Genomic DNA, 20,454 nt, shown 5'->3' on the forward strand with positions numbered 1-20,454 from the left:
GGGGCCCGCTCCACCGAGCGGGCCCCCTCGTACTGTGAGTCGGTCGCGCTGTGGATCAGCCGGCGATCTTGCCGGTGTTGAAGGCGACGTTCTTGTTGGTGTTGTCGGCGCCGTACTCGTAGATGCCGATCGTCGCCTCGGCCGGGTCACCGGCCTCGTTGAACTCGATCGGGCCGGACGCACCGTCGAAGTCGATGTCCTTGCCGGCCGACAGCAGGTCGTTGCAGGACTTGAAGTCCTTGCACTTCTCGCCGCCGCTGGAGACCTCCTGCAGCTTGGCCGCGATGTCCTTCGGCGCGTCGCTCTTGGCCGCGATGGCCGCGAGCGCGCTGAGGATCGTGGCGTCGTACGACTCGGGGCCGTAGTTGAAGTCCTTGAGGTTCGGGTCGACCGTCATCAGCTTGGCCTTGAAGTCGTCGGAGACCTGGGCGCCCGGCTGGGTGCCCTTCGCGCCGTCGAGCGTCCCCTTGGGGAAGCCGTCCTTGCCCGTGCCGTAGTTGGACAGGTTGCCGTCGACGAAGTAGTACTTGACCTTCTTGGCGGTCAGGCCCTGCTTGACGAGCTCAGGAATGATCTTCTTGGTCTCGTCGAAGCCGATCAGCGCGATGGCCTTCGGGTTGGCTTCCTTGATCTTGGCGACGTCCGCCGAGTAGTCGGCCGCCTTCGGGTCGTAGATGACCTTCTCCACGACCTGGCCGCCGCCGCCCTCGACCGCCTTCTGGACGTTGTCCGCGAGGCCCGTGCCGTACGCGTCCTGGAGGGCCAGGATGCCGACCGTGTCGTTGCCGTCGGCGAGGATCAGGTCGCCGAGGACACGGCCCTGCAGCACGTCCGGCGGAGCCGTACGGAAGTACAGGCCCTTGTCGTTGTAGGTGGTGAACTGGTCGGAGGTGTTCGCCGGCGAGATCTGCACGACGCCCGCACCAGTGATCTTGTCGATGACCGACAGCGACACCGAGGACGAGGCGGCACCCACGACCACGTCGGCCTTCTGCTGCAGCAACTTGTCGACAGACTGGGACGCAATGTTGGTCGACGTGTCACCCGAGTCGGTGTCGATCTGGACCACCGGCTTGCCGAGGACGCCGCCGGCGTCGTTGATCTCCTTCACCGCCAGCCCGACACCCGCGAACTCCGGCGGACCGAGGAAGGCGAGCGAACCGGTCTGCGGCAGCAGCGTGCCGACGGTGAGAACGCCGTCGCCCTGCGCCGTGTCGGCGGCGGGCGCCGAGGACGACTGCGCCGCCGGCGCCGAGGAAGCCGGCGCGGCGCTGTCCTCACCACCGCCACAGGCCGTCAGCGCGAGGCTGGCGGCCGCGGCGACGGCCAGCGCCCGCCCGAGGGGGGCAATGCGGATCATGAAAGCATCTCCTTCATCCAGGCCCGGGAATCGTCAGCGCAGCCGACTGGTCCCGATCGAATGGCTGAAAGGTACATAGGCCGGGCACGGCCCGACCAGGGATGCATCAGAACTGTCCGCACTTGGATGCGGAGTCGTAATAACTCCTCAACTTAGCGGGACGGCCCCTGACCAGGAGTCTTCTCCTCCGGGTCCGGCAGGGGGACGTTCAGGCCGGCGGCTGGGCCTCGCCGCCGCTCTCGTTCACCACGATCTGGGCGACCTGGCGCATGCTCAGACGCCGGTCCATGGACGCCTTCTGGATCCACCGGAAGGCCTGCGGCTCGGTCCACCCGTGCTGGGCCATGAGCAGGCCCTTCGCCCGCTCCACGAGCTTCCTGGTCTCCAGCCGCTCCGACAGCGTGGAGACCTCCTTCTCCAGCGCGGCGATCTCCTCGTGCCTGCTGACCGCCATCTCGATCGCGGGAACCAGGTCGCCCTTGGTGAACGGCTTGACCAGGTAGGCCATCGCGCCCGCGTCCCTGGCGCGCTCGACCAGGTCACGCTGGGAGAACGCGGTGAGGATGAGGCACGGCGCGATCCGTTCGGAGACGATCCGCTCGGCCGCCGAGATGCCGTCGAGCACGGGCATCTTGACATCGAGGATCACCAGGTCGGGGCGGAGCTCCATGGCGAGCTTGACCGCCGTCTCTCCGTCGCCGGCCTCGCCGACCACTGCGTAACCGTCCTCTTCGAGCATCTCCTTCAGGTCGAGGCGGATCAGCGCCTCGTCTTCCGCGATCACCACTCGCCGCTGCGTACTCACGCACAAGAGGTTACCGAGGTCCGCTACATTAGGAACACGGCAGGGGATGCCCTAAGCGATCTCCAAGAAGATCGACCGTTAGGGTGCCACCCTCCGCCAAAACCGGACAAATCTGGAAATAGCCCCGATAGACCAATCGGCAGAGTCGATGGCCTCAAAATCCATTCAGTGTGGGTTCGAATCCCACTCGGGGCACTCTCACCCTTCGCGGTCACCCGAAAACCGTCAGTGGTCACCGCCACGATCCGTCGGCCCCAAGTACTGACCGTCTTCACGACTCGGGATGGAGCCGGACGGCGTCGAGGGCGAGGGAGAGCTCGACGACGTCCAGCGGCCGGGCCAGCGACCGGCCGGTGAGCTGCTCGATGCGGCGCACCCGGTTGAAGACGGTGTTGCGGTGACAGTAAAGCTCGGCCGCCGCCCGGGCCGCGGACCCCTCGCAGCGCAGCCACGCCTGCAGCGTCGCCAGCAGCACGCCGCCGTCGGGTGAGGCGAGGATCGGGCCGAGGACGCCGCCCGCGAGATGCCCGGCCAGCTCCGGCTGGCAGACCACCAGGGCGGCGGGCAGCCGCCGGTCGAGCCGCGCGACCTCCGGCGCGCTCCCCGAGCAGGTGCGCATGGCCACCTCCGCCAAGCGGCGGGCCGTGCCGAGGTCGGCGAGGCTCTCCACCACCGGGCTGACACCGGCGCTCGCGCAGACGACCGGGGTGATGGCGGCGACCAGGTCGTCCAGCTCCCGGTCGCCGAGGTACACGACCGCCATCTCCAGGTCCGGGCGCATGCGCCACAGGAAGCGCAGGCCGCCGATCTCGTCGGGGCGGTGCACCCGGTCGGGCTGCGCGGGCAGCCGCGTTGTGACGACCGCATAGCGGCCGTGCTCCGGCAGGCCGAGGGCGCCGGCGGCCACGCCGGCCACCGCCGGGTCGGCGCGGCCCTCCAGGAGGGCGTCGAGCATGGCGTTGACGCGCTGGTTGGTCCGGCCGAGCAGCTCGTTCTCCCGGCGGCGGTAGGCGTCGGCCGCCGCCACGGCCTGGCGGTCGATGGCGTGCCACACGTGGGTGGCGCTGCGCAGCAGGGCGGGCAGCCGCTCCTGGCCCTGGTCGCCGATGATGTCGATCACACCGTTCCAGGTGACCTGCGCGGCCAGGCGGTAGCTGCGCATGAGCGAGTCCAGCGGAAGCCCGAACTCGGCCCGCCTGCGCCCGACCGTCTGGGCGTAGGCGACGTCGCGCCGCTCGTGCCGGGGCTGCAGGATCGCGGTGATACCGATCCGCAGCCCTTCATGGGTGCTCTTCCAGTGGTCCTCGTAGGGGACCGTCATGCGGTAGGCCTCGTCGCTGTCCCTGCCGCGCTTCACCAGCTCGTCGGCGAGCTGGGGAAGCCGTTCCAGCAGTCCTGCGGCGGAGGTCCGCAGCAGTTCCCGGACCTCGGAGTCCGTCCTGGACCTCATGTCCCCGAATGTGCCAGCCGACGGCGTCCGGAACAAGGTTCGGTTCTCGTTTCGTGATGCGGGATTGTGCTGGAGCACAGGACACCACCGGCGGGCATGGGCTGGGGTCCCGACTTGACTCCCGGCGCTGGACGGCCCTCGACCGCGCTGGGTTGGGTGTGCCTTCATCGAAGTCACAGGAGGCGCGGATGTCTGGTGAGTCGGGCCCGGGAACCGGTGGCCCAAAGACCGGGGGCCTCGAGATCAAGGGTCTGGAGGTGCGGTACGGCCCCGTGCGCGCCCTGCGCGGCGTCGACCTGGCCGTGCCCCGGGGCGCGGTGGCCGCGGTGCTCGGCGCGAACGGCGCGGGCAAGACGACGCTGCTGCGCGCGGTGTCGGGGACGCTGCGGTTCCACCGAGGCGCGATCACGTCGGGAACGGTCTCCTTCGGCGGGTCCCGCCTCGACGGCGCGCAGGCGGCGGCCGTCGTACGGCGCGGCGTGGTCCAGGTGCCCGAGGGACGGCGGGTGTTCGCCCGGATGACCGTGGCGGAGAACCTGCGCGCCGGGGCACTGGGCGTGCCCGGCAGGCGCGCGGCGGCGGCCCGCGAGCGGGTGCTGGAGCTGTTCCCGGTGCTGGCCGAGCGGACGCACCAGCGCGCGGGCCTGCTGTCGGGCGGCGAGCAGCAGATGCTGGCGATCGGCCGGGCGCTCATGGCCGGCCCCTCGCTGCTGCTGCTCGACGAGCCCACGCTGGGTCTCGCGCCGTTGGCGGCGGCCCGGATCGCCGACACCGTGCGGCAGATCAACGCCCAGGGCACGTCGGTGCTGCTGGTGGAGCAGAACGCGGCGATGGCGCTCGCGCTGGCCGAGCGGGCGTACGTGCTGGAGGTGGGCGAGGTGACGCTGGCGGGACCGGCGGCGGACCTGGCGGCCAGCGACGAGGTGCGCCGCCGCTACCTCGGCGTCGGCGCGCCCGACACAGACCGACCGGTCGGTACCGATGCCGGCGCCGCCGACGGCCACGAGAGGCACGAGAGGACCAGGCTGGCGAGATGGACGGCATGACCCGCCACCGCGGCGCATCGCACACACTCCCCGTGAGGCGCCTCCGCACGCCCTCTGCAAACCAACCGGTCGGTACGTCCGGCGGGGACGGCCCGGCGGAGCTCGTGGTCAACGAGGTGACGGTCCGCTTCGCCGGGCTCACCGCGCTCGACGCGGTCGGCTTCACCGTGGCTCCGGGCAGCGTGCACGCGCTGATCGGCCCGAACGGCGCGGGCAAGTCCACCTGCTTCAACGTGCTGTCGGGCGTCTACCGCGCCACCTCCGGCAGCGTGCGCTTCGGCGACGCCGAGCTGACCACGCTGCACCCGCACCAGGTGGCGGCGCTGGGCGTGGCCCGGACCTTCCAGAACATCGCCCTGTCCCCGCATCTCACGGTCCGCGACAACCTCATGCTCGGCCGGCACCGCCTGACCAGGGCGGGATTCGTCTCGGCCGGTCTGCGGCTGCCCTCGGCCAGGCGCGAGGCCGTACGGCACGGCGCGCGGGTCGAGGAGATCGCCGAGTTCGCGGGCGTCGGCGAGGCGCTGCCCGTGCCGGTGGGCCTGCTGCCGTACGGCGTGCAGAAGCGGGTGGAGCTGGCCCGGGCGCTGTGCATGGAGCCGCGGCTGCTCCTGCTGGACGAGCCGGTCGCGGGGATGAACGGCGGCGAGCGGCGGGAGATGGCCGCCCTCATCCAGTCGGTGCGCGAGAGCCTCGGCATCTCGATCCTGCTGGTCGAGCACGACATGGGCATGGTCATGCGGATCGCCGACGCGGTGACCGTGCTCGACTTCGGCAGGCGGATCGCGGACGGCCCGCCCGCGCAGGTCCAGCGCGACCCCGAGGTCGTCCGCGCCTACCTCGGCGACTTCGGCTCCGGCGGTTCGGGCGGGGAGGCGTGATGGCGGTCTTCCTGGAGCTGCTCGTCAACGGGATCTCGGTCGGGGCCGTGTACGCGCTGATCGCGCTCGGCTTCGTGGTGATCTTCAAGGCGACCGAGGTGGTCAACTTCACGCACGCGTCGCTGCTGCTGGCCGGCGGTTATGTGGTCGCCAGGCTGCACCCGCTGGCCGGGTTCTGGGCGGCGCTGGCGGCGGGGATCGCGGCGGCGGCGGTGGTCGGTGCGCTGGTGGAGTTCCTGATCCTGCGCCGGGCGCACGTCGGCTCGCGCGGCGTGCTGGCCATCGTCACGATCGGCGTGGACATCCTGCTCACGACCGAGCTCACCCGTCGGATCGGCACCGAGGTGCTCGCCCTGGGCGACCCCTGGGGCGACCGGGTGCTGCGTCTGGGCCCGATCACGGTCGCCGAGACCCGTGTCGTGGCCCTCGCGGTCGCCGCCGCGCTGATCGTGGTGTTCCTGCTCGCCTTCAAGTTCACCGGCTGGGGCGTGGCGATGCGCGCCACGGCCGAGGACGCCGAGACCGCCGCGCTGATGGGCGTACGGCTCGGCCGGGTCTCGCTCAGCGCGTGGGCCGTCGCCGGGGCGCTGGCCGCGGTCGCGGCGATGTTCCTGTGCGTCTTCCCGACGCCGGGCCTCGACCGGGGCACGGCCGCGGCGGCGATGAAGGCGTTCCCCGCGGCCATCCTCGGCGGGCTCGACTCGACCACCGGGGCGCTGGCCGGAGGGCTGATCGTGGGCGTCACCGAGACGCTGATGAGCGGCTACCAGAGCGAGCTCGCCTTCCTGGGCCGCGGCATCGGCGACGCGGCGCCGTTCCTCGTGATGATCGTGATCCTGCTGCTGCGGCCCTCCGGGCTGTTCGGCACGAAGGAGCGGGCCCGTGTCTGACTCCACACCCACAGCCGCGACGTCCACCCCCGGTACGCCCGCACGGCGCGCGTACCGGACCCTCCGCGCCGCGCTGTGGCTCACGGTGCTCGCGGCGGCCGTGGCGGTGCCGTTCTACCTGGAGGGGTTCTGGCTGCAGGCGGGGCTGTTCGCGATGTCGGCGGCGATCGGCGCCATCGGGATCAATCTGCTGACCGGGGCGACCGGGCAGCTGTCCCTGGGGCATGCCTTCTTCCTCGCGGCCGGCGCGTACTCCTACGTCTACCTGTCGTCGGACCTGGGGCTGCCCACACCGCTCGCGGCCGTGGCGGCGGTGGCCGTCGCGGGCGTGTGCGGCGGGCTGTTCAGCCCGATCGCGGGCCGCCTCAGGGGCGCCTACCTCGGCATCGCCACGCTCGCCCTGATCTTCGTCGGCCAGCACATCCTGTTCAACGCCGAGCCCGTGACCGGCGGCTTCAACGGGCGGCCGGTGCCGCCGATGGAGCTGTTCGGGTTCGTCTTCGCCGACACCCCCGAGCTGGTGGTGCTGAACGTGCCGTTCGGGTCGCTCGAACGGCTGTGGTTCCTCGGGATCGCGCTGCTCGCGGGCGCGGCGGCGTTCGCCCGGGGCGTGCTGCGCGGCCGTCCCGGCCTGGCGATGAACACGATCAGGGACCACGAGATCGCCGCGGGCGTCATGGGCGTCCCGGTCGCCCGGTACCGCGCGGGCGTGTTCGTCCTGTCGTCCATGTACGGCGGGCTCGCCGGGGTGCTGGTCGCCCTGGTCTTCCAGCAGGTCGTGCCGGACTACTTCGGCATGCTGCTGTCGCTCGACTACCTCGCGATGATCGTGATCGGCGGCCTGGGATCGGTCGCCGGGGCGGTCGCCGGGGCCGCGTTCGTCTCCCTGCTCCCCCAGTTGCTCACCCGCTACAGCGACGCGCTGCCGCTGGTGGCCGAGCCGGGTTCCGGCGGGGTCTCCCCCGCCGAGGCCGCGCGGATCCTCTACGGCGCCGCCGTCGTCGCGGTGGTGCTGTTCCTGCCCGGCGGTCTGGCCGGGCTCGCCACGCGGCTGGGCCGCGTTCGACTCAAGGAGCTCAAATGGGCGAAATCGGCACCCGCGCCGGCATCGCGGCGTTAGCCCTGCTGTCCCTGGCCATCGCGACCTCGGCCGCGGGGTGTGCCAGCGACAAGGCGACAGGCGGCGGCGCGGACGCCGGGGCGGTGAGCGGGGACGGGGTCAAGACCGGCCCCGGCGTCACGGCCACCACGATCACCGTGGGCGCGCTCACCGACCTGACCGGCCCGTACGCGTCGTTCGGCAAGAGCCAGACGCAGGCGCAGCAGCTGTACTTCGACCAGGTCAACGCCGGCGGCGGGGTCTGCGGCCGCAAGTACGAGCTGGTCGTCCGCGACCACGGCTACGACACGCAGAAGGCGGTGGCGGCCTACACCGAGGTCGCGCCCAGGTCGGCGGCGATCGCGCAGTTCATCGGATCCCCGATGATCACCGCGCTGAAGCAGCGCATCGACGGCGACAAGCTGCTGACGATCCCGATGGCGTGGGCGACCACGCTGCTCGGCAGCCGGGCCATCCAGGTGACCGGCACGACGTACGACATCGACATGATCAACGGGGTCGAGTTCCTCAGGAAGGAGAAGGGCGTCAAGTCCGGCGACAAGATCGGGCACCTGTACTTCGAGGGCGACTACGGCGAGAGCTCGCTGAACGGCTCGAAGTACGCCGCGGACAAGCTCGGCCTGCAGCTCGTCGAGCAGAAGATCAAGGCGACCGACCAGGACATGAGCGCGCAGGTGGCGGCGTTCAAGGCGGCCGGGGTGAAGGCCGTGCTCGTCTCGGTGGGCCCCCGTCAGACGGCCTCGCTGGTCGGCGTGTCCCTCGCCAAGGGCATGGACGTGCCGTTCGTCGGCAGCAACTCGGCGTACTCGCCGCAGCTGCTCGGCACGCCGGCCGCGCCGGCCCTGCTCAAGGACTTCTACTACGTGACGGCGGGGACGCCGGTCAGCGCGAAGAACCCGGCGATGCAGAAGCTGGTGGCCGACTACCAGGCGAAGTACCCCGGCGAGACGCTCGACAGCGGGGTGGCCAGCGGCTGGAGCGCCGCGATGATCGTGGACGAGGCGATGAAGAAGGCCTGCGAGGCCAAGGACCTCAGCCGGGACGGCGTCCTGACCGCCCACCGCTCGCAGTCGAGCTTCGGCGGCGACTTCGGCACGCCGATGGACTTCACGTTCTTCGACAAGCCCGCCTCCCGCTCGTCGTACGTGCTCAAGCCCGACAAGGCGGCGCTCGGCGGCGCGGTGGTCTTCAGGGAGCCGGAGGTCTCCGAGCTGGCGAAGGACTACCCGGTGCCGGTGGGCTGACCCGCGAGGGGCCACGTCCGCGCCGGTGGGGCACTGGCTAGTATCCCCATGCCGAACAATCGTCTGGAGAATCGATGCGACGCACCATCTACGGCGAGGACCACGAGGCCTTCCGCGACTCCGTGCGGCAGTTCGTGATCCGCTCGGTCGCCCCGAGGGCCGAGGAGTTCATCGAGCGCCGGCTGATCGACCGCGAGGTGTGGCGGGAGGCCGGCCGGCAGGGACTCCTCGGCCTGGAGGTCCCCGAGGAGTACGACGGCGCGGCGGCGGGCGACTACCGCTTCAACGCCGTGCTCACCGAGGAACTGGCCGGGGTGGGCATGGCTCTGGCGTCCAGTTTCAGCATCCACTTCGACGTGGTCGCGCCGTACCTGGTGGAGCTGACGACGGACGAGCAGAGGAAGCGCTGGCTGCCGCCGTTCTGCTCGGGAGAGATGATCACGGCGATCGGCATGACCGAGCCGAGCGGCGGGTCGGACCTGGCGGCACTGCGCACCACCGCCGTCAGGGACGGCTCCGACTGGATCGTCGACGGCTCCAAGACGTTCATCACTAACGGCTACCAGGCCGACCTCGTCGTGATCGCGGCCCGGACCAGCCCGGAGAAGCGGGCCAAGGGCATCACGCTGTTCGCGATCGAGGAGGGCATGCCCGGCTTCCACCGAGGGCGCAAGCTCGACAAGGTCGGACAGCCGGAGGCCGACACGGCCGAGCTGTTCTTCGAGGGCGTGCGGGTGCCGGCCGCCAACGTGATCGGCGAGGTGGACCGGGGGTTCGTCGCGATGATGGAGCGCCTCCCCCAGGAACGGCTCGGCAGCGCGGTCACCAACATCGCGCACGCCGCCGCCGTGCTCGCCGAGACCCTGTCGTATGTGAAGGAGCGCAAGGCGTTCGGCCAGGCGATCGGCAGCTTCCAGTACAACAAGTTCACCCTCGCCGACCTCGTCACCAAGGTCGAGGTGACCCGGGCGTACGTCGACCAGTGCGTGGCCGCCCACGCCGACGGCGAGCTGACGGCGGTCGACGCGGCCAAGGCCAAGATGTGGACCGCCGAGGTGCAGAACCAGGTGATCGACGCCTGCGTGCAGCTTTACGGCGGCTACGGCTACATGAAGGAGTACCGCGTGGCGCGGGCCTGGATGGACGCCCGGGTGACCCGGATCTGGGCGGGGTCCAACGAGATCATGCGCGAGATCGTCGGCCGGGATCTGGGCCTGTGAACGACCGGACGGCTTACCCCCACTGGCGGGACGTGCCCACCCGGTGGAAGGACAACGACGTCTACGGGCACGTCAACAACGTCGTGCACTACTCGCTGATGGACACCGTGATCAACACCTGGCTGATCGAGGAGGCCGGGCTGGACATCCACGAGGGCCCGGCCATCGGGCTGTGCGTCGAGTCGCGCTGCTCCTACCGGGCCTCGGTGTCCTTCCCCCAGGTGATCAGCGTGGGCCTGCGGATCGGCCATCTGGGCCGCTCCAGCGTCCGCTACGAGCTCGGCCTGTTCACCGGGGACACACTGGTCGCCGAGGGCGACTTCACCCACGTCTTCGTGGACCGGCACACCCGCCGCCCCGTGGAGATCGGCCCACCCCTGCGTCCCGCCATGGAACGCCTCCTTCTCCGGCCCCCGGCGTGATCGCGTGGCCGGCTCAGCGGGTACGCGGGAAGCAGGTCAGGCGAGGCTGTCGAGCCAGGCGCGGTGGAGACGGGCGAACCGGCCGGCGCCGGCGATGAGACGGTCGGGCGGGCCGTCCTCCACGATCCGGCCGTGCTCCATGACGAGCACCCGATCGGCGATCTCCACGGTGGACAGGCGGTGGGCGATGATCAGCGCGGTCCGGTCGGCGAGGATCGTCCGCAGCGCCCGCTGCACCAGCCGCTCGCTCGGTACGTCGAGGCTGGAGGTGGCCTCGTCCAGGATCAGCACCGCTGGGTCGGCGAGGAAGGCCCGGGCGAACGCGACGAGCTGCCGCTGCCCCGCCGACATGCGGCCGCCGCGCTTGCCGACCTGCGTCTCGTACCGGCCGGGGAGCGCCGAGACGAACGTGTGGGCGCCGATGGCCTCGGCGGCCCGCTCGATCTCCACGTCCGGCGCCCCGGGCCGCCCGAACCGCACGTTGTCCGCGATCGTCCCGCTGAACAGGTAGTTCTCCTGGGTGACCATCACCACGTGGCGGCGCAGTGTGTCCTCGTCCAGGTCGCGCAGGTCGACGCCGTCGAGCAGCACCCGCCCGGCGACCGGGTCGTGGAACCGGGCGATGAGCTTGGCCAGCGTGGTCTTGCCCGCGCCCGTGGTGCCGACGACGGCCACGGTCTGCCCCGCGGGGATCTCCAGGTCGAGCAGCGGCAGCACCGGCGGGCCGTCGCCGTAGGCGAACCGGACGGCCTCGAAACGCAGCGCCCCGGCGGCGCGCGGCAGCGGCACCGGGCGGCGCGGTTCGGCCACCGAGGGCCGCTCCTCCAGCACGCCCGACAGCTTCTCCAGCGCCGCCCCCGCGGACTGCAGGGCGTTGTAGAACTGCGAGATCTCCTGCATCGGCTCGTAGAACTGCCGCAGGTAGAGAAGGAACGCGGCCAGCACGCCGACCGTGACCGTGCCGCGCAGCGCGAGCAGGCCGCCGTACAGCAGGACGGCGGCGACCGTCACGTTGCCGATCAGCTTGATGCCGGGCATGAACACCGCGACCAGGCGCATGCCGCGGGTGTTGGCGGCCCGGTAGCCGTCGTTGAGCCGCTCGAAGATCTCCTGGTTGCGCGGCTCCCTGCGGAACGCCTGCACCGCGCGGATCCCGGTCATCGACTCCACGAAGTGGACGATGACCAGCGCGACCGCCTCCCGCGTACGGCGGTAGACGACGCTCGACTGGCGGCGGAACCACCGGGTGAACAGCAGCAGGACCGGCAGCGGCAACAGCGCCACCAGACCGAGGCGCACGTCGAGCACGAGCAGCATGACCGCGGTGCCGCACAGCGTGAGCACGGCCGTGACCAGGCCGTCGAATCCGGACTCGAGCAGCTCCGCGATGGCGTCCACGTCGGAGGTGAGCCGGGAGATGACCCGCCCCGAGGTGTACTTCTCGTGGAACGGCAGCGACAGCCGCTGGAAGTGGTCGAAGACCCGGCGGCGCAGCTCCAGCAGGATGTCCTGGCCGATCCGGCCCGACATCTGCAGGAACGCCTGCCGGGTGAACGCCTGCGTGAGCGCCGCGGCCAGCACCGCGCCGACGATCGCGAGCAGCGTGCCCGCGCCCTGCCCGCGCAGCATGGGCGGAATGCCGTCGTCGATGCCCGCCTTCACCAGGTACGGCAGGGCCAGCCCGGCCACGTTGGACACCACGATGACCGCGGTGAGCACGGCGATCGCCCGGCGGTGCGGGCGCAGCAGGTCGCCGAGCAGCCGGCGCGACCGGGTGCGCAGCAGCAGGGAGACGCGCTCCGGGATCTCGTCCCGGTCCTCCGCCGCCACCCCCCGCCACGCTGTGTTTCCCGCTCGCTCGTCGGGGCGCTCGCTTGCGGCTCGCTCGGTGTTGTCCGCTTCGCGGGTCATCGGATCAAACCCTCGGGGTCGAGGTCGGCGTCCTGGGCGAGCAGTTCGCGATACTCCGGCACGTCCGACAGCAGGTCGCCGTGGCGGCCGACGTGCGTGACGGTGCCGTCGCGCAGCAGCGCCACCCGGTCGGCGAGCAGCACGGTCGAGGCGCGGTGCGCCACGACGATGCCGGTGGCCTCCGCGAGCACCCGCCGCAGCGCCTCCTCGACCAGCGCCTCGGTCTCCACGTCGAGCGCCGACAGGGTGTCGTCGAGGACGAGCACCCGCGGCCTGCCGAGCACGGCCCTGGCCAGCGCGAGCCGCTGCCGCTGACCGCCCGACAGCGACATCCCCTGCTCCCCGATGCGGGTGTCGAGGCCCCACGGCAGGTCGTAGGCGAACGTCGCCTGCGCGATCTCCAGCGCCTGCCCGATCTCCTCCTCGGAGGCGTGCCCGTGGCCGAGCGTCACGTTCTCGCGCACGCTCATCGAGAAGAGCGTGGGCTCCTCGAACGCGGTGGCGACCACCGAGCGCAGCGAGGTCAGCGACAGCTCCCGCACGTCGCGCCCGTCGATCGTGACGCGGCCGGCGGTGACGTCGAGCAGGCGGGGCACGAGCGCGGTCAGCGTCGTCTTGCCCGACCCGGTGGCCCCCACGAGCGCGACGGTCTCCCCCGGCCGCACCTCCAGCCACACGTCGCGCAGCACCGGACGGTCGGCTCCCGGGAAGCGGAACCCCGCGCCCTCGAACCGCACGTGACCGCGCGGACGATCGAGGACGGCCGGGCCGCCGCTGATCGCGGGCACCGTGTCGAGCACCTCGACCACCCGGTCGGCCGAGGTCATCGCCTCCTGGCCCATGGCGAGGATGTATCCGAGCGAGGCGACCGGCCAGACGAGCTGGAGGACCAGCGTGGTGAAGGCGACCAGCGTGCCGAGCGTCAGCGCGCCGGCGCCGACCGCGATCGCGCCCAGCAGCAGGACCAGGGCGAGAGTGACGTTCGGCACGACCTCGAGGAAGGTGAAGAACCGCGAGGCCAGCCGCACCTTCGCCAGCGAGATGCGGCGGATCTCGCGGGCGGCGGCGGCGAAGTTCGCGAAGACGTACTCGCGCCGGCCGAACGCCTTGACCGTGCGGATTCCCACGGCCGACTCCTCGACCAGTGTGGCGAGGTCGCCCTGCTGGTCCTGCACCTGCCGGGAGATGACGATGTAGCGCCGCTCGAACCGCAGCGACAGGGCCACGACCGGGACGGCGGAGACGGCGACGACCAGGCCGAGCGGCCAGTACATCCGCAGGAGCACCACGGCGACCGCGGTGAGCTGCAGGATGTTCATGATCAGGAACAGCACGCCGAAGCCGAGGAAACGGCGGATCGTGGACAGGTCGGTCGTCGCCCGGGACAGGAGCTGGCCCGACTGCCACCGGTCGTGGAAGCTCATCGGCAGCCGCTGGAGGTGCCGGTAGAGGTCGTCGCGGATAGCGGTCTCCAGGCCGAGGACCGGCCCCGCCTGCGACCATCGGCGGACGAACGTGAGGACCGCCTCGGCGACGCCGAGGCCGAGGGCCAGCAGCCCCAGCGGGACCAGCCCGCCGTGATCCCCGTGGGCCACGGGCCCGTCGATGATCTCCTTGCCGACGAGCGGGATCACCGTGCCGGCGGCGATCCCGAGCAGCGCCGCGATCCAGGACACCACCAGGCTGCGCCGGTACGGGCGCAGGTAGGACCGCAACCGCCACAACGAGCCCCACGAGGACCGGCGGACACCGGGCCCCAGTGCCTGTTCCAGTGCCTGTTCCGGTGCCTGTGCCTGTGGGGAGTCCATCAACGGGCGCAGCGCTCCTCCGGCGTCTGACAGGACAGGACGACTCGCTCCTGCCATGCTCCGTCGAAGGGCGCCGCGCCTTCAAGGGGTTTTCGCCCGCCGCCGGGTGTCACAGCCCGGCGGAGCCGGGCCGGGGCACAGCCCGGCGGAGCCGCCTCAGCGCGGGTGGGCGACCGCCGACCCGATGGTGTGGACGCGCAGCGAGTTGGTGGAGCCGTGGTTGCCGGGCGGCGAGCCGGCCACGATGACGATCTTGTCGCCCTTCTCGCAGACGCCGAGCGACAGCAGCGAGGCCTCCACCTGGCGGACCATGTCGTCGGTGTGGTGGACGAACGGCACCTCGAACGTCTCCACGCCCCACGTCAGCGCGAGCTGGCCGCGCACCAGCGGGTTGGAGGTGAACGCCAGCAGCGGGATCGGCGAGCGGTAGCGGGCCAGTCGCCGGGCGGTCTCACCGGACATCGTGAACGCCACCAGGGCCTTGGCGTTGACGATCGCGCCGACCTCGGCCGCGGCGCGGGCGATGGCGCCGCCGGTCGTCTCCGGCAGGCGCTCCAGGGTGTGGGTGGCCTGAAGGTAGGTGCCCTCCGCGGCGACCGCGATGCGGGCCATGGTGGCGACCGACTCGATCGGGTAGGTGCCCACCGAGGTCTCGCCGGACAGCATCACCGCGTCGGCGCCGTCCATCACCGCGTACGCGACGTCGGACGCCTCGGCGCGGGTGGGCCTGGGGGCGCTCATCATCGAGTCGAGCATCTGGGTGGCCACGATGACCGGGTGGGCCTTCTCCCGGCACAGCTCGATGATGCGGCGCTGGACGATCGGCACCTGCTCCAGCGGAAGCTCGACGCCAAGGTCGCCGCGGGCGACCATCACGCCGTCGAAGGCGTCGACGATCTCCTCGAGACGGTCGACGGCCTGCGGCTTCTCGATCTTGGCGAGGAGCGGGAGCCTGACGCCCTCCTCCTCCATGATCGCGTGGACGAGCGCGGCGTCCTCCGGCGACCGGACGAACGACAGGGCGATCATGTCGAAGCCGGTGCGCAGCGCCCAGCGCAGGTCCTCCTCGTCCTTGTCCGTGAGCGCGGGGGCGCTGACGGCGACGCCGGGGAGGTTGAGGCCCTTGTTGTCCGAGATCATGCCACCGATGACGACGCGGGTGACGACGCGCGGCCCCTCGACCGCGGTCACCTCGAGGTTCAGCCGGCCGTCGTCCACGAGGATCGTGTCACCGGGCTTGACGTCGCCCGGCAGGCCCGAGTACGTGGTGGAGACGATGTCCCGGTCGCCGGGGACGTCCTCGGTCGTGATGGTGAAGACGTCGCCGTAGCCGAGACGTACGGGACCGGAGGCGAAGCGGCCGACACGAATCTTGGGCCCCTGCAGGTCGGCGAGGACGCCGACGGCGCAGCCCAGCTCGTCGGCGGCGGCCCTGACCCGGTCGAACACCTCCTTGTGCAGCTCGTGGCTGCCGTGCGAGAGGTTGAAGCGGGCGACGTTCATGCCCGCCTTGATGAGCTCGCGTAGGCGCTCCGGTGAGGAGGTGGCGGGCCCGAGGGTACAGACGATCTTTGCTCGACGACTCACAGCACTACCCTAATTGGTACAGACCACTTGCAGTGACGGCGCACACAGCCGTCGCCTGATGTTCAGACACTTCACGCGATCATCCGCGTGCCCTAGCCTTGGCAGCCATGGGACGTACCCGGACCTGGGGGGTAATAACGGCGCTGTTCACCCTGGCCGCGTGCGGAGGCCAGGGTACCGAATCGACGGCCCCTCCGACGGGCGTTTCGGTATCGCTCAACCAATGGCGCAGCGACGAGGCGTCCCACGCGCTGGAAGTCTCCGTGCGCAACGACACCACGACGCCCGTCCGCTTCCTGGACGTCCAGCTGGTCACCGGCTCGTTCGCGACGCTCCCGCCGGCCCGCGTGGACGCCACCCTCGGCAGGACGCCGCGCACGGACCTGCGGATCCCGTACGGCGAGGCGCGTTGCGATCCGGTGACGATCCCGCCGGTCGAGCCCGCCACGGTGGTCGCGCACGTCCAGATCGCCGGCGGACCGACGCGTAAGGCGGTGTTCCCGGTCCGTCACCCCGACCCCACCCTGGACGGCCTGGTGAAGGCCGAGTGCGGGGCGTACATCCTGCGCCGGTCGGTGGACGTGACGTTCGGGGACGCGTGGACCAGGGCGGGCCGGGCCCTCCACGGCGACCTCGTCGTCACCAGGAAGGGCGGATCGGAGCCGGTCACGATCGACGACCTCGGCGCCACCACGCACTACACGCTGCTGCCCCGCTCCGGGAAGCGCCGGCCGGTGGCGGTGCTCGCGGCGGACGCAACGCGGCTGGAGATCCCCGTGGAGGTCACCCCGATGCGCTGCGACTGGCACGCCTTCGCGGAGGCAAAGAAGGCCTACCTGTTCCCCGTCTACGCCGTCGTGGGCGGCGGAGAGAGGCGCTACCTCATCGCGACGCCTCCGGCTCCGGTGCAGCGGACGTTCCTGTCGTACGCGCAGGACGTGTGCGGCGTCGGCGGATCCTGACCGCGAGACCGGCCCAGGAGGCGAGCACGACGGCGATCACGGCCAGCCGCACGTGCGTGACGTACGCCTCCGGGTAGACGACGCCCTCGATGTAGGTGTCGATGAAGCCGCCGGGCAGCAGGCCGCGCTCCCCCGCCCTGGCCCGCCCCCAGTTCTCCAGCGCGGTCAGCGGGCACTCCACGAGCCCGGCGAGCTGCACCAGCCCCCAGGCGCACAGCCCGAGGTGCGGCCAGATCAGCCGGGGCCGCCGCCAGGCGAGGAAGCCGCCCAGGGCGATGTAGGCGATGACGAGGAAATGCGCCACCATCGTGGCCTGCCAGACGAGCCGGTAGATCATGGTCTGCCCTCCTCCGCGAAGGAGGGTAGGCCGCCGCCGCCCGCCGGGGCATCCGGCGGGCTACTCAGGCGCGTACTCAGATCGACGCGTGCTCGGGACGGCGCGGCTCAGGGCGAGACGGTGGCCGCCCGGGCGGCGTCGACCAGGCCGTGGCCGAAGAAGCCGTTCTTGTCCGTGGGCCCCTCGCAGACGTGGGTCTCGCCGGTGCCGTAGCGGTAGGTCCGCGGCGTGGGGCAGCCCTTCGGGATCGCCGTCGCGTACAGCAGGCGCTCCACCTGCGCGGGGTCCATCTGGAGCCCGCCCTTGCCCGGCTTGCCGAACCGGCCGATGATCAGCGCCGCCACGCCGGTGACGTGCGGCGCGGCCATGGACGTGCCCTCCATGTACTGGTAGTAGGCGCATCTGCCGCCCTGGCAGTCGCGGATCACTGAGGGCGTCTTCGGCTTGCCGTTCGCGAACAGGAGGCCCCTGGCACGCAGGACGTGCTCGGGGGCGGCGGCCAGGATCTCCCGGGTGGCGCCCTTGAGATCGGTGCCGCCGTCGAACATGTCGCCGCCCGGCGCGGCGATGTCGGTCTGCTCGACGCCGTAGTCGGAGTACCCCGCCTTGCGCCCGCTGGGGCCGACCGAGGACACCGAGATGACGCCGTCGAGCTCCGCGGGGACGTTGAGGCAGGTGTTGTCGACGGGCCGCTTCCGCTCCGACCCGCGCGGGAAGTCCGGGCTGGCGGTGTCCGTCTTCGGCTTGCCGAGGTCGCCGCCGGAGTTGCCGATGGCGGTGATCAGCGTGACGCCGTGCGCCCGGGCGTACTTGACCGCCCGGCGCATCCCCTCCAGGATCGCCCGCTGCTCCAGCCGCTCCCTGGGGCTGTCGCTCGGGTTGTTCGCGCAGTTGAACGTCCAGGGGTCGACGTAGAAGCTCATGTTGACCACGTCGACGCCGACGTCGGCGGCGTACTCCAGGGCGTCCATGGTGGGCTTGAGGAAGAAGAAGCCCGAGTCGGTGCCGGCGCGGAGGTTGACCAGCGAGACGTCGGGCGCGACCCCGCTGACGCCGAGGCCGTTGATCGGCGAGCCGATCGTGCTCGCGACGTGGGTGCCGTGGCCGTCGTCGTCGACGTCCGCCGGGTCCTTGCAGCCCTTGTGCTCGCAGGGGCCGTCGAGCTTCTTGCCGTTCTCGTCGGTGGGCTGGTCGATCACGAAGTTGCGGCTCAGCGCCCGGTTGAAGTTCGGCGCGATGTCGGGGTGCCTGCCGTCGATCCCGGTGTCGATGACGCCCACGAGCACCTTGTGGCTGCCCCGGGCCTTGGCGTACGAGCCGCTCGGCGTGGCGCCGATCATCTTCATGTCCCACTGACGGTCCGACAGCGGGTCGCCGCCGGGCGCCTTCCTGACGTCCGCCGCGCCCGTCCCGAGGGCCCGCGCGCCGGCCGAGGCGGGCACGTCCGCGGTCTTGCCGACGGGACGGTCGAGCGTGACGCCGACCACGGAGGGGTCGGCGCCGATCTTCACCGGGTCGGACGCGCGCACGACGAGGTAGCCGAGCTTGTCGTCCCGCCCCCGCACCGTGCCTCCGGCCGCCTCGACCGCCCGCTGCGCGGCGGCCCGGCCTCCGTCGGTGTAGAAGACCAGGTAGTCCTGCGAAGGCTCGGACGCGGTCGCCGCCCCCTGCAGGCCCCCCAGCCCGCCGAGCAGCGTGATGGACATGATGGCCCCGGCGAGCCGCCCCCGTGCGTACAACGATCCTCCTCGGTTGCGGGCCCCCGGTGCCGGGGCCCCTCGATCCGGGCTCAAGCATCCTCCCCGGCGGCCGCGCACGCTCGCAAGCCGGCCACCGAAAAGGGATATGCCCGTTTTATCCCCGCAAAGCCGGACGGCCGTGGTCCGGTCCCCTGGGACCACGGCCGCCGGATCACACCTCAGACGAGAGGCCGCGCCGTCGGCGGGATGGGAACGGGCAGGACGGTCCGCCCGCTCAGGTAGCGGTCGACCGCCGCCGCCGCAGACCGGCCCTCGGCGATCGCCCACACGATCAGCGACTGGCCCCGGCCCATGTCGCCGGCCGCGAACACGCCCTCGACCGACGTCTCGTACGACGCGTTCCTGGCCACGTTGCCCCGGGCGTCGAAGAACGACTCCGCGTCGCCGGACAGCGCCGCGAGGTCGTTCAGCAGCGGGCCCTTCTCCGGGCCGAGGAAGCCCATCGCGAGCGTGACCAGCTCGGCCGGGATCTCCCGCTCGGTGCCGGGGATCGGCTTGAACCCCGCCGCCGGGCCCTCGACCTCGACCAGGCGCAGCGCCCGCACGTTGCCCTCGTCGTCGCCGGCGAACTCCGTGGTGGACACGGCGTACACGCGGTCGCCCGCCCCGGCCTCGAGCTCCTCGTGCGCGCTCTCCATCTTGAACAGCAGCGGGTAGGTCGGCCACGGCTGGCTGCCCGGGCGGGCCGCCGGCGGCCTCGGCATGATCTCCAGCTGGGTGACGGAAAGGGCCCCCTGCCGGATCGCCGTGCCGATGCAGTCGGCGCCGGTGTCACCGCCGCCGATCACGACGACGTGCTTGCCCTTCGCCGAGATCGGCGACTCGGGGAAGTCGCCCTCCTGCGCCTTGTTGGCCGGCGGGAGGTACTCCATCGCCTGGTAGACGCCCTTGAGCTCGCGGCCGGGCACCGGCAGGTCGCGCCACGCCGTGGCGCCGCCCGCCAGCACGACCGCGTCGAACTCCTCGCGGAGCCGCTCCACCGTGACGTCCACGCCGACGTCGACACCGGTGCGGAACTCGGTGCCCTCGGCCTCCATCTGGGCGATGCGGCGGTCGACGTGCCGCTTCTCCATCTTGAACTCGGGGATGCCGTAGCGGAGCAGCCCGCCGATCCGGTCGGCCCGCTCGAACACGACCACGTCGTGCCCCGCGCGGGTGAGCTGCTGCGCGGCGGCGAGGCCCGCCGGGCCCGAGCCGACGACCGCGACCTTGCGGCCCGTCTTCACGGCGGGCGGCTGCGGCGTGACCCAGCCCTCGGCGAAGGCGCGGTCGACGATCTCGACCTCGACCCGCTTGATCGCGACCGGGTCGGAGTTGATGCCGAGCACGCACGCCGACTCGCACGGCGCCGGGCACAGACGGCCGGTGAACTCCGGGAAGTTGTTGGTCGCGTGCAGCCGCTCGATCGCCTCACGCCAGTCGTCGCGATAGACGAGGTCGTTCCACTCGGGGATGAGGTTCCCGAGCGGGCAGCCGTTGTGGCAGAACGGGATGCCGCAGTCCATGCAGCGGGCCGCCTGCTTGGTGAGCGCGGGCTTGGGGAAGTCCTCGTAGACCTCGCGCCAGTCGCGGATGCGGACGTCGACCGGGCGGCGCGCCGGCAGCTCGCGCCCGTGTGTCAGGAACCCCTTCGGGTCAGCCATCGGTGTAC

The 20,454-nt window shown here is 71.6% G+C and carries 17 protein-coding genes and 1 tRNA gene; 9 read left to right on the forward strand and 9 right to left on the reverse strand.

What is annotated here, in order from left to right; all coding sequences use genetic code 11:
• Positions 1 to 55: 55 nt before the first annotated feature.
• Together ACWEQG_RS21960 and ACWEQG_RS21965 are read right to left on the reverse strand one after the other, a co-directional pair.
• Complete coding sequence (locus ACWEQG_RS21960; RefSeq protein ID WP_452287203.1) at positions 56 to 1,360, reverse strand: ABC transporter substrate-binding protein; 1,305 nt, start codon at positions 1,358 to 1,360, stop codon at positions 56 to 58.
• Positions 1,361 to 1,568: 208 nt separating this feature from the next.
• Positions 1,569 to 2,165 (reverse strand): ANTAR domain-containing response regulator, encoded by a 597-nt coding sequence (locus tag ACWEQG_RS21965; RefSeq protein WP_363463925.1) that lies wholly within the window; start codon positions 2,163 to 2,165, stop codon positions 1,569 to 1,571.
• Between the two features lie 121 nt (positions 2,166 to 2,286).
• On the opposite strand from ACWEQG_RS21965, the gene ACWEQG_RS21970 reads away from it, so the two are divergent.
• A tRNA-Leu gene (locus tag ACWEQG_RS21970) sits at positions 2,287 to 2,360 on the forward strand.
• A 76-nt stretch (positions 2,361 to 2,436) separates the two neighbouring features.
• Here the strand turns inward: ACWEQG_RS21970 and ACWEQG_RS21975 are convergent.
• Positions 2,437 to 3,615, reverse strand: coding sequence for a PucR family transcriptional regulator (locus tag ACWEQG_RS21975; RefSeq protein ID WP_452287205.1), 1,179 nt, complete (start codon positions 3,613 to 3,615; stop codon positions 2,437 to 2,439).
• Between the two features lie 188 nt (positions 3,616 to 3,803).
• Between ACWEQG_RS21975 and ACWEQG_RS21980 the strand changes: the two genes are divergently transcribed.
• The 7 genes from ACWEQG_RS21980 to ACWEQG_RS22010 all read left to right on the forward strand — a co-directional run bounded on the left by ACWEQG_RS21980 (position 3,804) and on the right by ACWEQG_RS22010 (position 10,438).
• Positions 3,804 to 4,661 (forward strand): ABC transporter ATP-binding protein, encoded by an 858-nt coding sequence (locus tag ACWEQG_RS21980; protein ID WP_452287207.1) that lies wholly within the window; start codon positions 3,804 to 3,806, stop codon positions 4,659 to 4,661.
• Between the two features lie 104 nt (positions 4,662 to 4,765).
• Positions 4,766 to 5,542, forward strand: a complete 777-nt coding sequence (locus ACWEQG_RS21985; RefSeq protein WP_452287209.1) for an ABC transporter ATP-binding protein — start codon at positions 4,766 to 4,768, stop codon at positions 5,540 to 5,542.
• Positions 5,542 to 6,432, forward strand: coding sequence for a branched-chain amino acid ABC transporter permease (locus ACWEQG_RS21990; protein ID WP_363463916.1), 891 nt, complete (start codon positions 5,542 to 5,544; stop codon positions 6,430 to 6,432). Before ACWEQG_RS21985 ends, ACWEQG_RS21990 begins: the two co-directional genes overlap by 1 nt.
• Before the next feature lie 73 nt (positions 6,433 to 6,505).
• A complete protein-coding gene (locus tag ACWEQG_RS21995; RefSeq protein ID WP_452287285.1) occupies positions 6,506 to 7,552 on the forward strand; it encodes a branched-chain amino acid ABC transporter permease in 1,047 nt (348 codons plus the stop codon).
• On the forward strand, positions 7,513 to 8,796 hold the full coding sequence (locus tag ACWEQG_RS22000; protein WP_452287211.1) for an ABC transporter substrate-binding protein: 1,284 nt from the start codon (positions 7,513 to 7,515) through the stop codon (positions 8,794 to 8,796). Before ACWEQG_RS21995 ends, ACWEQG_RS22000 begins: the two co-directional genes overlap by 40 nt.
• Positions 8,797 to 8,870: 74 nt before the next feature.
• The gene (locus tag ACWEQG_RS22005) at positions 8,871 to 10,016 is read left to right on the forward strand and encodes an acyl-CoA dehydrogenase family protein (protein ID WP_452287213.1); all 1,146 of its coding nucleotides are present in this window, start codon (positions 8,871 to 8,873) and stop codon (positions 10,014 to 10,016) included.
• Positions 10,013 to 10,438 carry an acyl-CoA thioesterase gene (locus ACWEQG_RS22010; protein WP_452287216.1) on the forward strand — a complete coding sequence of 142 codons (426 nt, stop codon included), beginning with the start codon at positions 10,013 to 10,015 and terminating at the stop codon, positions 10,436 to 10,438. The genes ACWEQG_RS22005 and ACWEQG_RS22010 overlap by 4 nt, the downstream gene beginning before the upstream one ends.
• A 36-nt stretch (positions 10,439 to 10,474) precedes the next feature.
• Here ACWEQG_RS22010 and ACWEQG_RS22015 read toward each other — a convergent pair whose 3' ends face one another.
• The 3 genes from ACWEQG_RS22015 to pyk all read right to left on the reverse strand — a co-directional run bounded on the left by ACWEQG_RS22015 (position 10,475) and on the right by pyk (position 15,744).
• On the reverse strand, positions 10,475 to 12,349 hold the full coding sequence (locus ACWEQG_RS22015; RefSeq protein WP_452287217.1) for an ABC transporter ATP-binding protein: 1,875 nt from the start codon (positions 12,347 to 12,349) through the stop codon (positions 10,475 to 10,477).
• Positions 12,346 to 14,157: an ABC transporter ATP-binding protein gene (locus tag ACWEQG_RS22020; RefSeq protein ID WP_452287219.1), complete on the reverse strand. Its 1,812-nt coding sequence runs from the start codon at positions 14,155 to 14,157 to the stop codon at positions 12,346 to 12,348. Before ACWEQG_RS22020 ends, ACWEQG_RS22015 begins: the two co-directional genes overlap by 4 nt.
• Positions 14,158 to 14,313: 156 nt before the next feature.
• Entirely contained in the window at positions 14,314 to 15,744 is a 1,431-nt protein-coding gene (gene pyk / locus ACWEQG_RS22025; RefSeq protein WP_452287221.1) for a pyruvate kinase, read from the reverse strand.
• 107 nt (positions 15,745 to 15,851) lie between these two features.
• Here pyk and ACWEQG_RS22030 point away from each other — a divergent pair, with 107 nt between their 5' ends.
• Entirely contained in the window at positions 15,852 to 16,706 is an 855-nt protein-coding gene (locus ACWEQG_RS22030) for a hypothetical protein (protein WP_452287223.1), read from the forward strand.
• On the opposite strand, the gene ACWEQG_RS22035 is transcribed toward ACWEQG_RS22030, so the two are convergent.
• The 3 genes from ACWEQG_RS22035 to ACWEQG_RS22045 form a co-directional block, all read right to left on the reverse strand.
• On the reverse strand, positions 16,627 to 17,043 hold the full coding sequence (locus ACWEQG_RS22035; protein WP_169978331.1) for a DUF2784 domain-containing protein: 417 nt from the start codon (positions 17,041 to 17,043) through the stop codon (positions 16,627 to 16,629). The genes ACWEQG_RS22030 and ACWEQG_RS22035 overlap by 80 nt on opposite strands.
• A gap of 107 nt (positions 17,044 to 17,150) precedes the next feature.
• On the reverse strand, positions 17,151 to 18,782 hold the full coding sequence (locus ACWEQG_RS22040) for a S8 family peptidase (protein WP_452287225.1): 1,632 nt from the start codon (positions 18,780 to 18,782) through the stop codon (positions 17,151 to 17,153).
• Between the two features lie 179 nt (positions 18,783 to 18,961).
• On the reverse strand, positions 18,962 to 20,446 hold the full coding sequence (locus tag ACWEQG_RS22045) for a glutamate synthase subunit beta (RefSeq protein ID WP_363463898.1): 1,485 nt from the start codon (positions 20,444 to 20,446) through the stop codon (positions 18,962 to 18,964).
• Between the last annotated feature and the right edge of the window lie 8 nt (positions 20,447 to 20,454).

It is taken from the genome of Microbispora sp. NPDC004025, assembly GCF_053604425.1.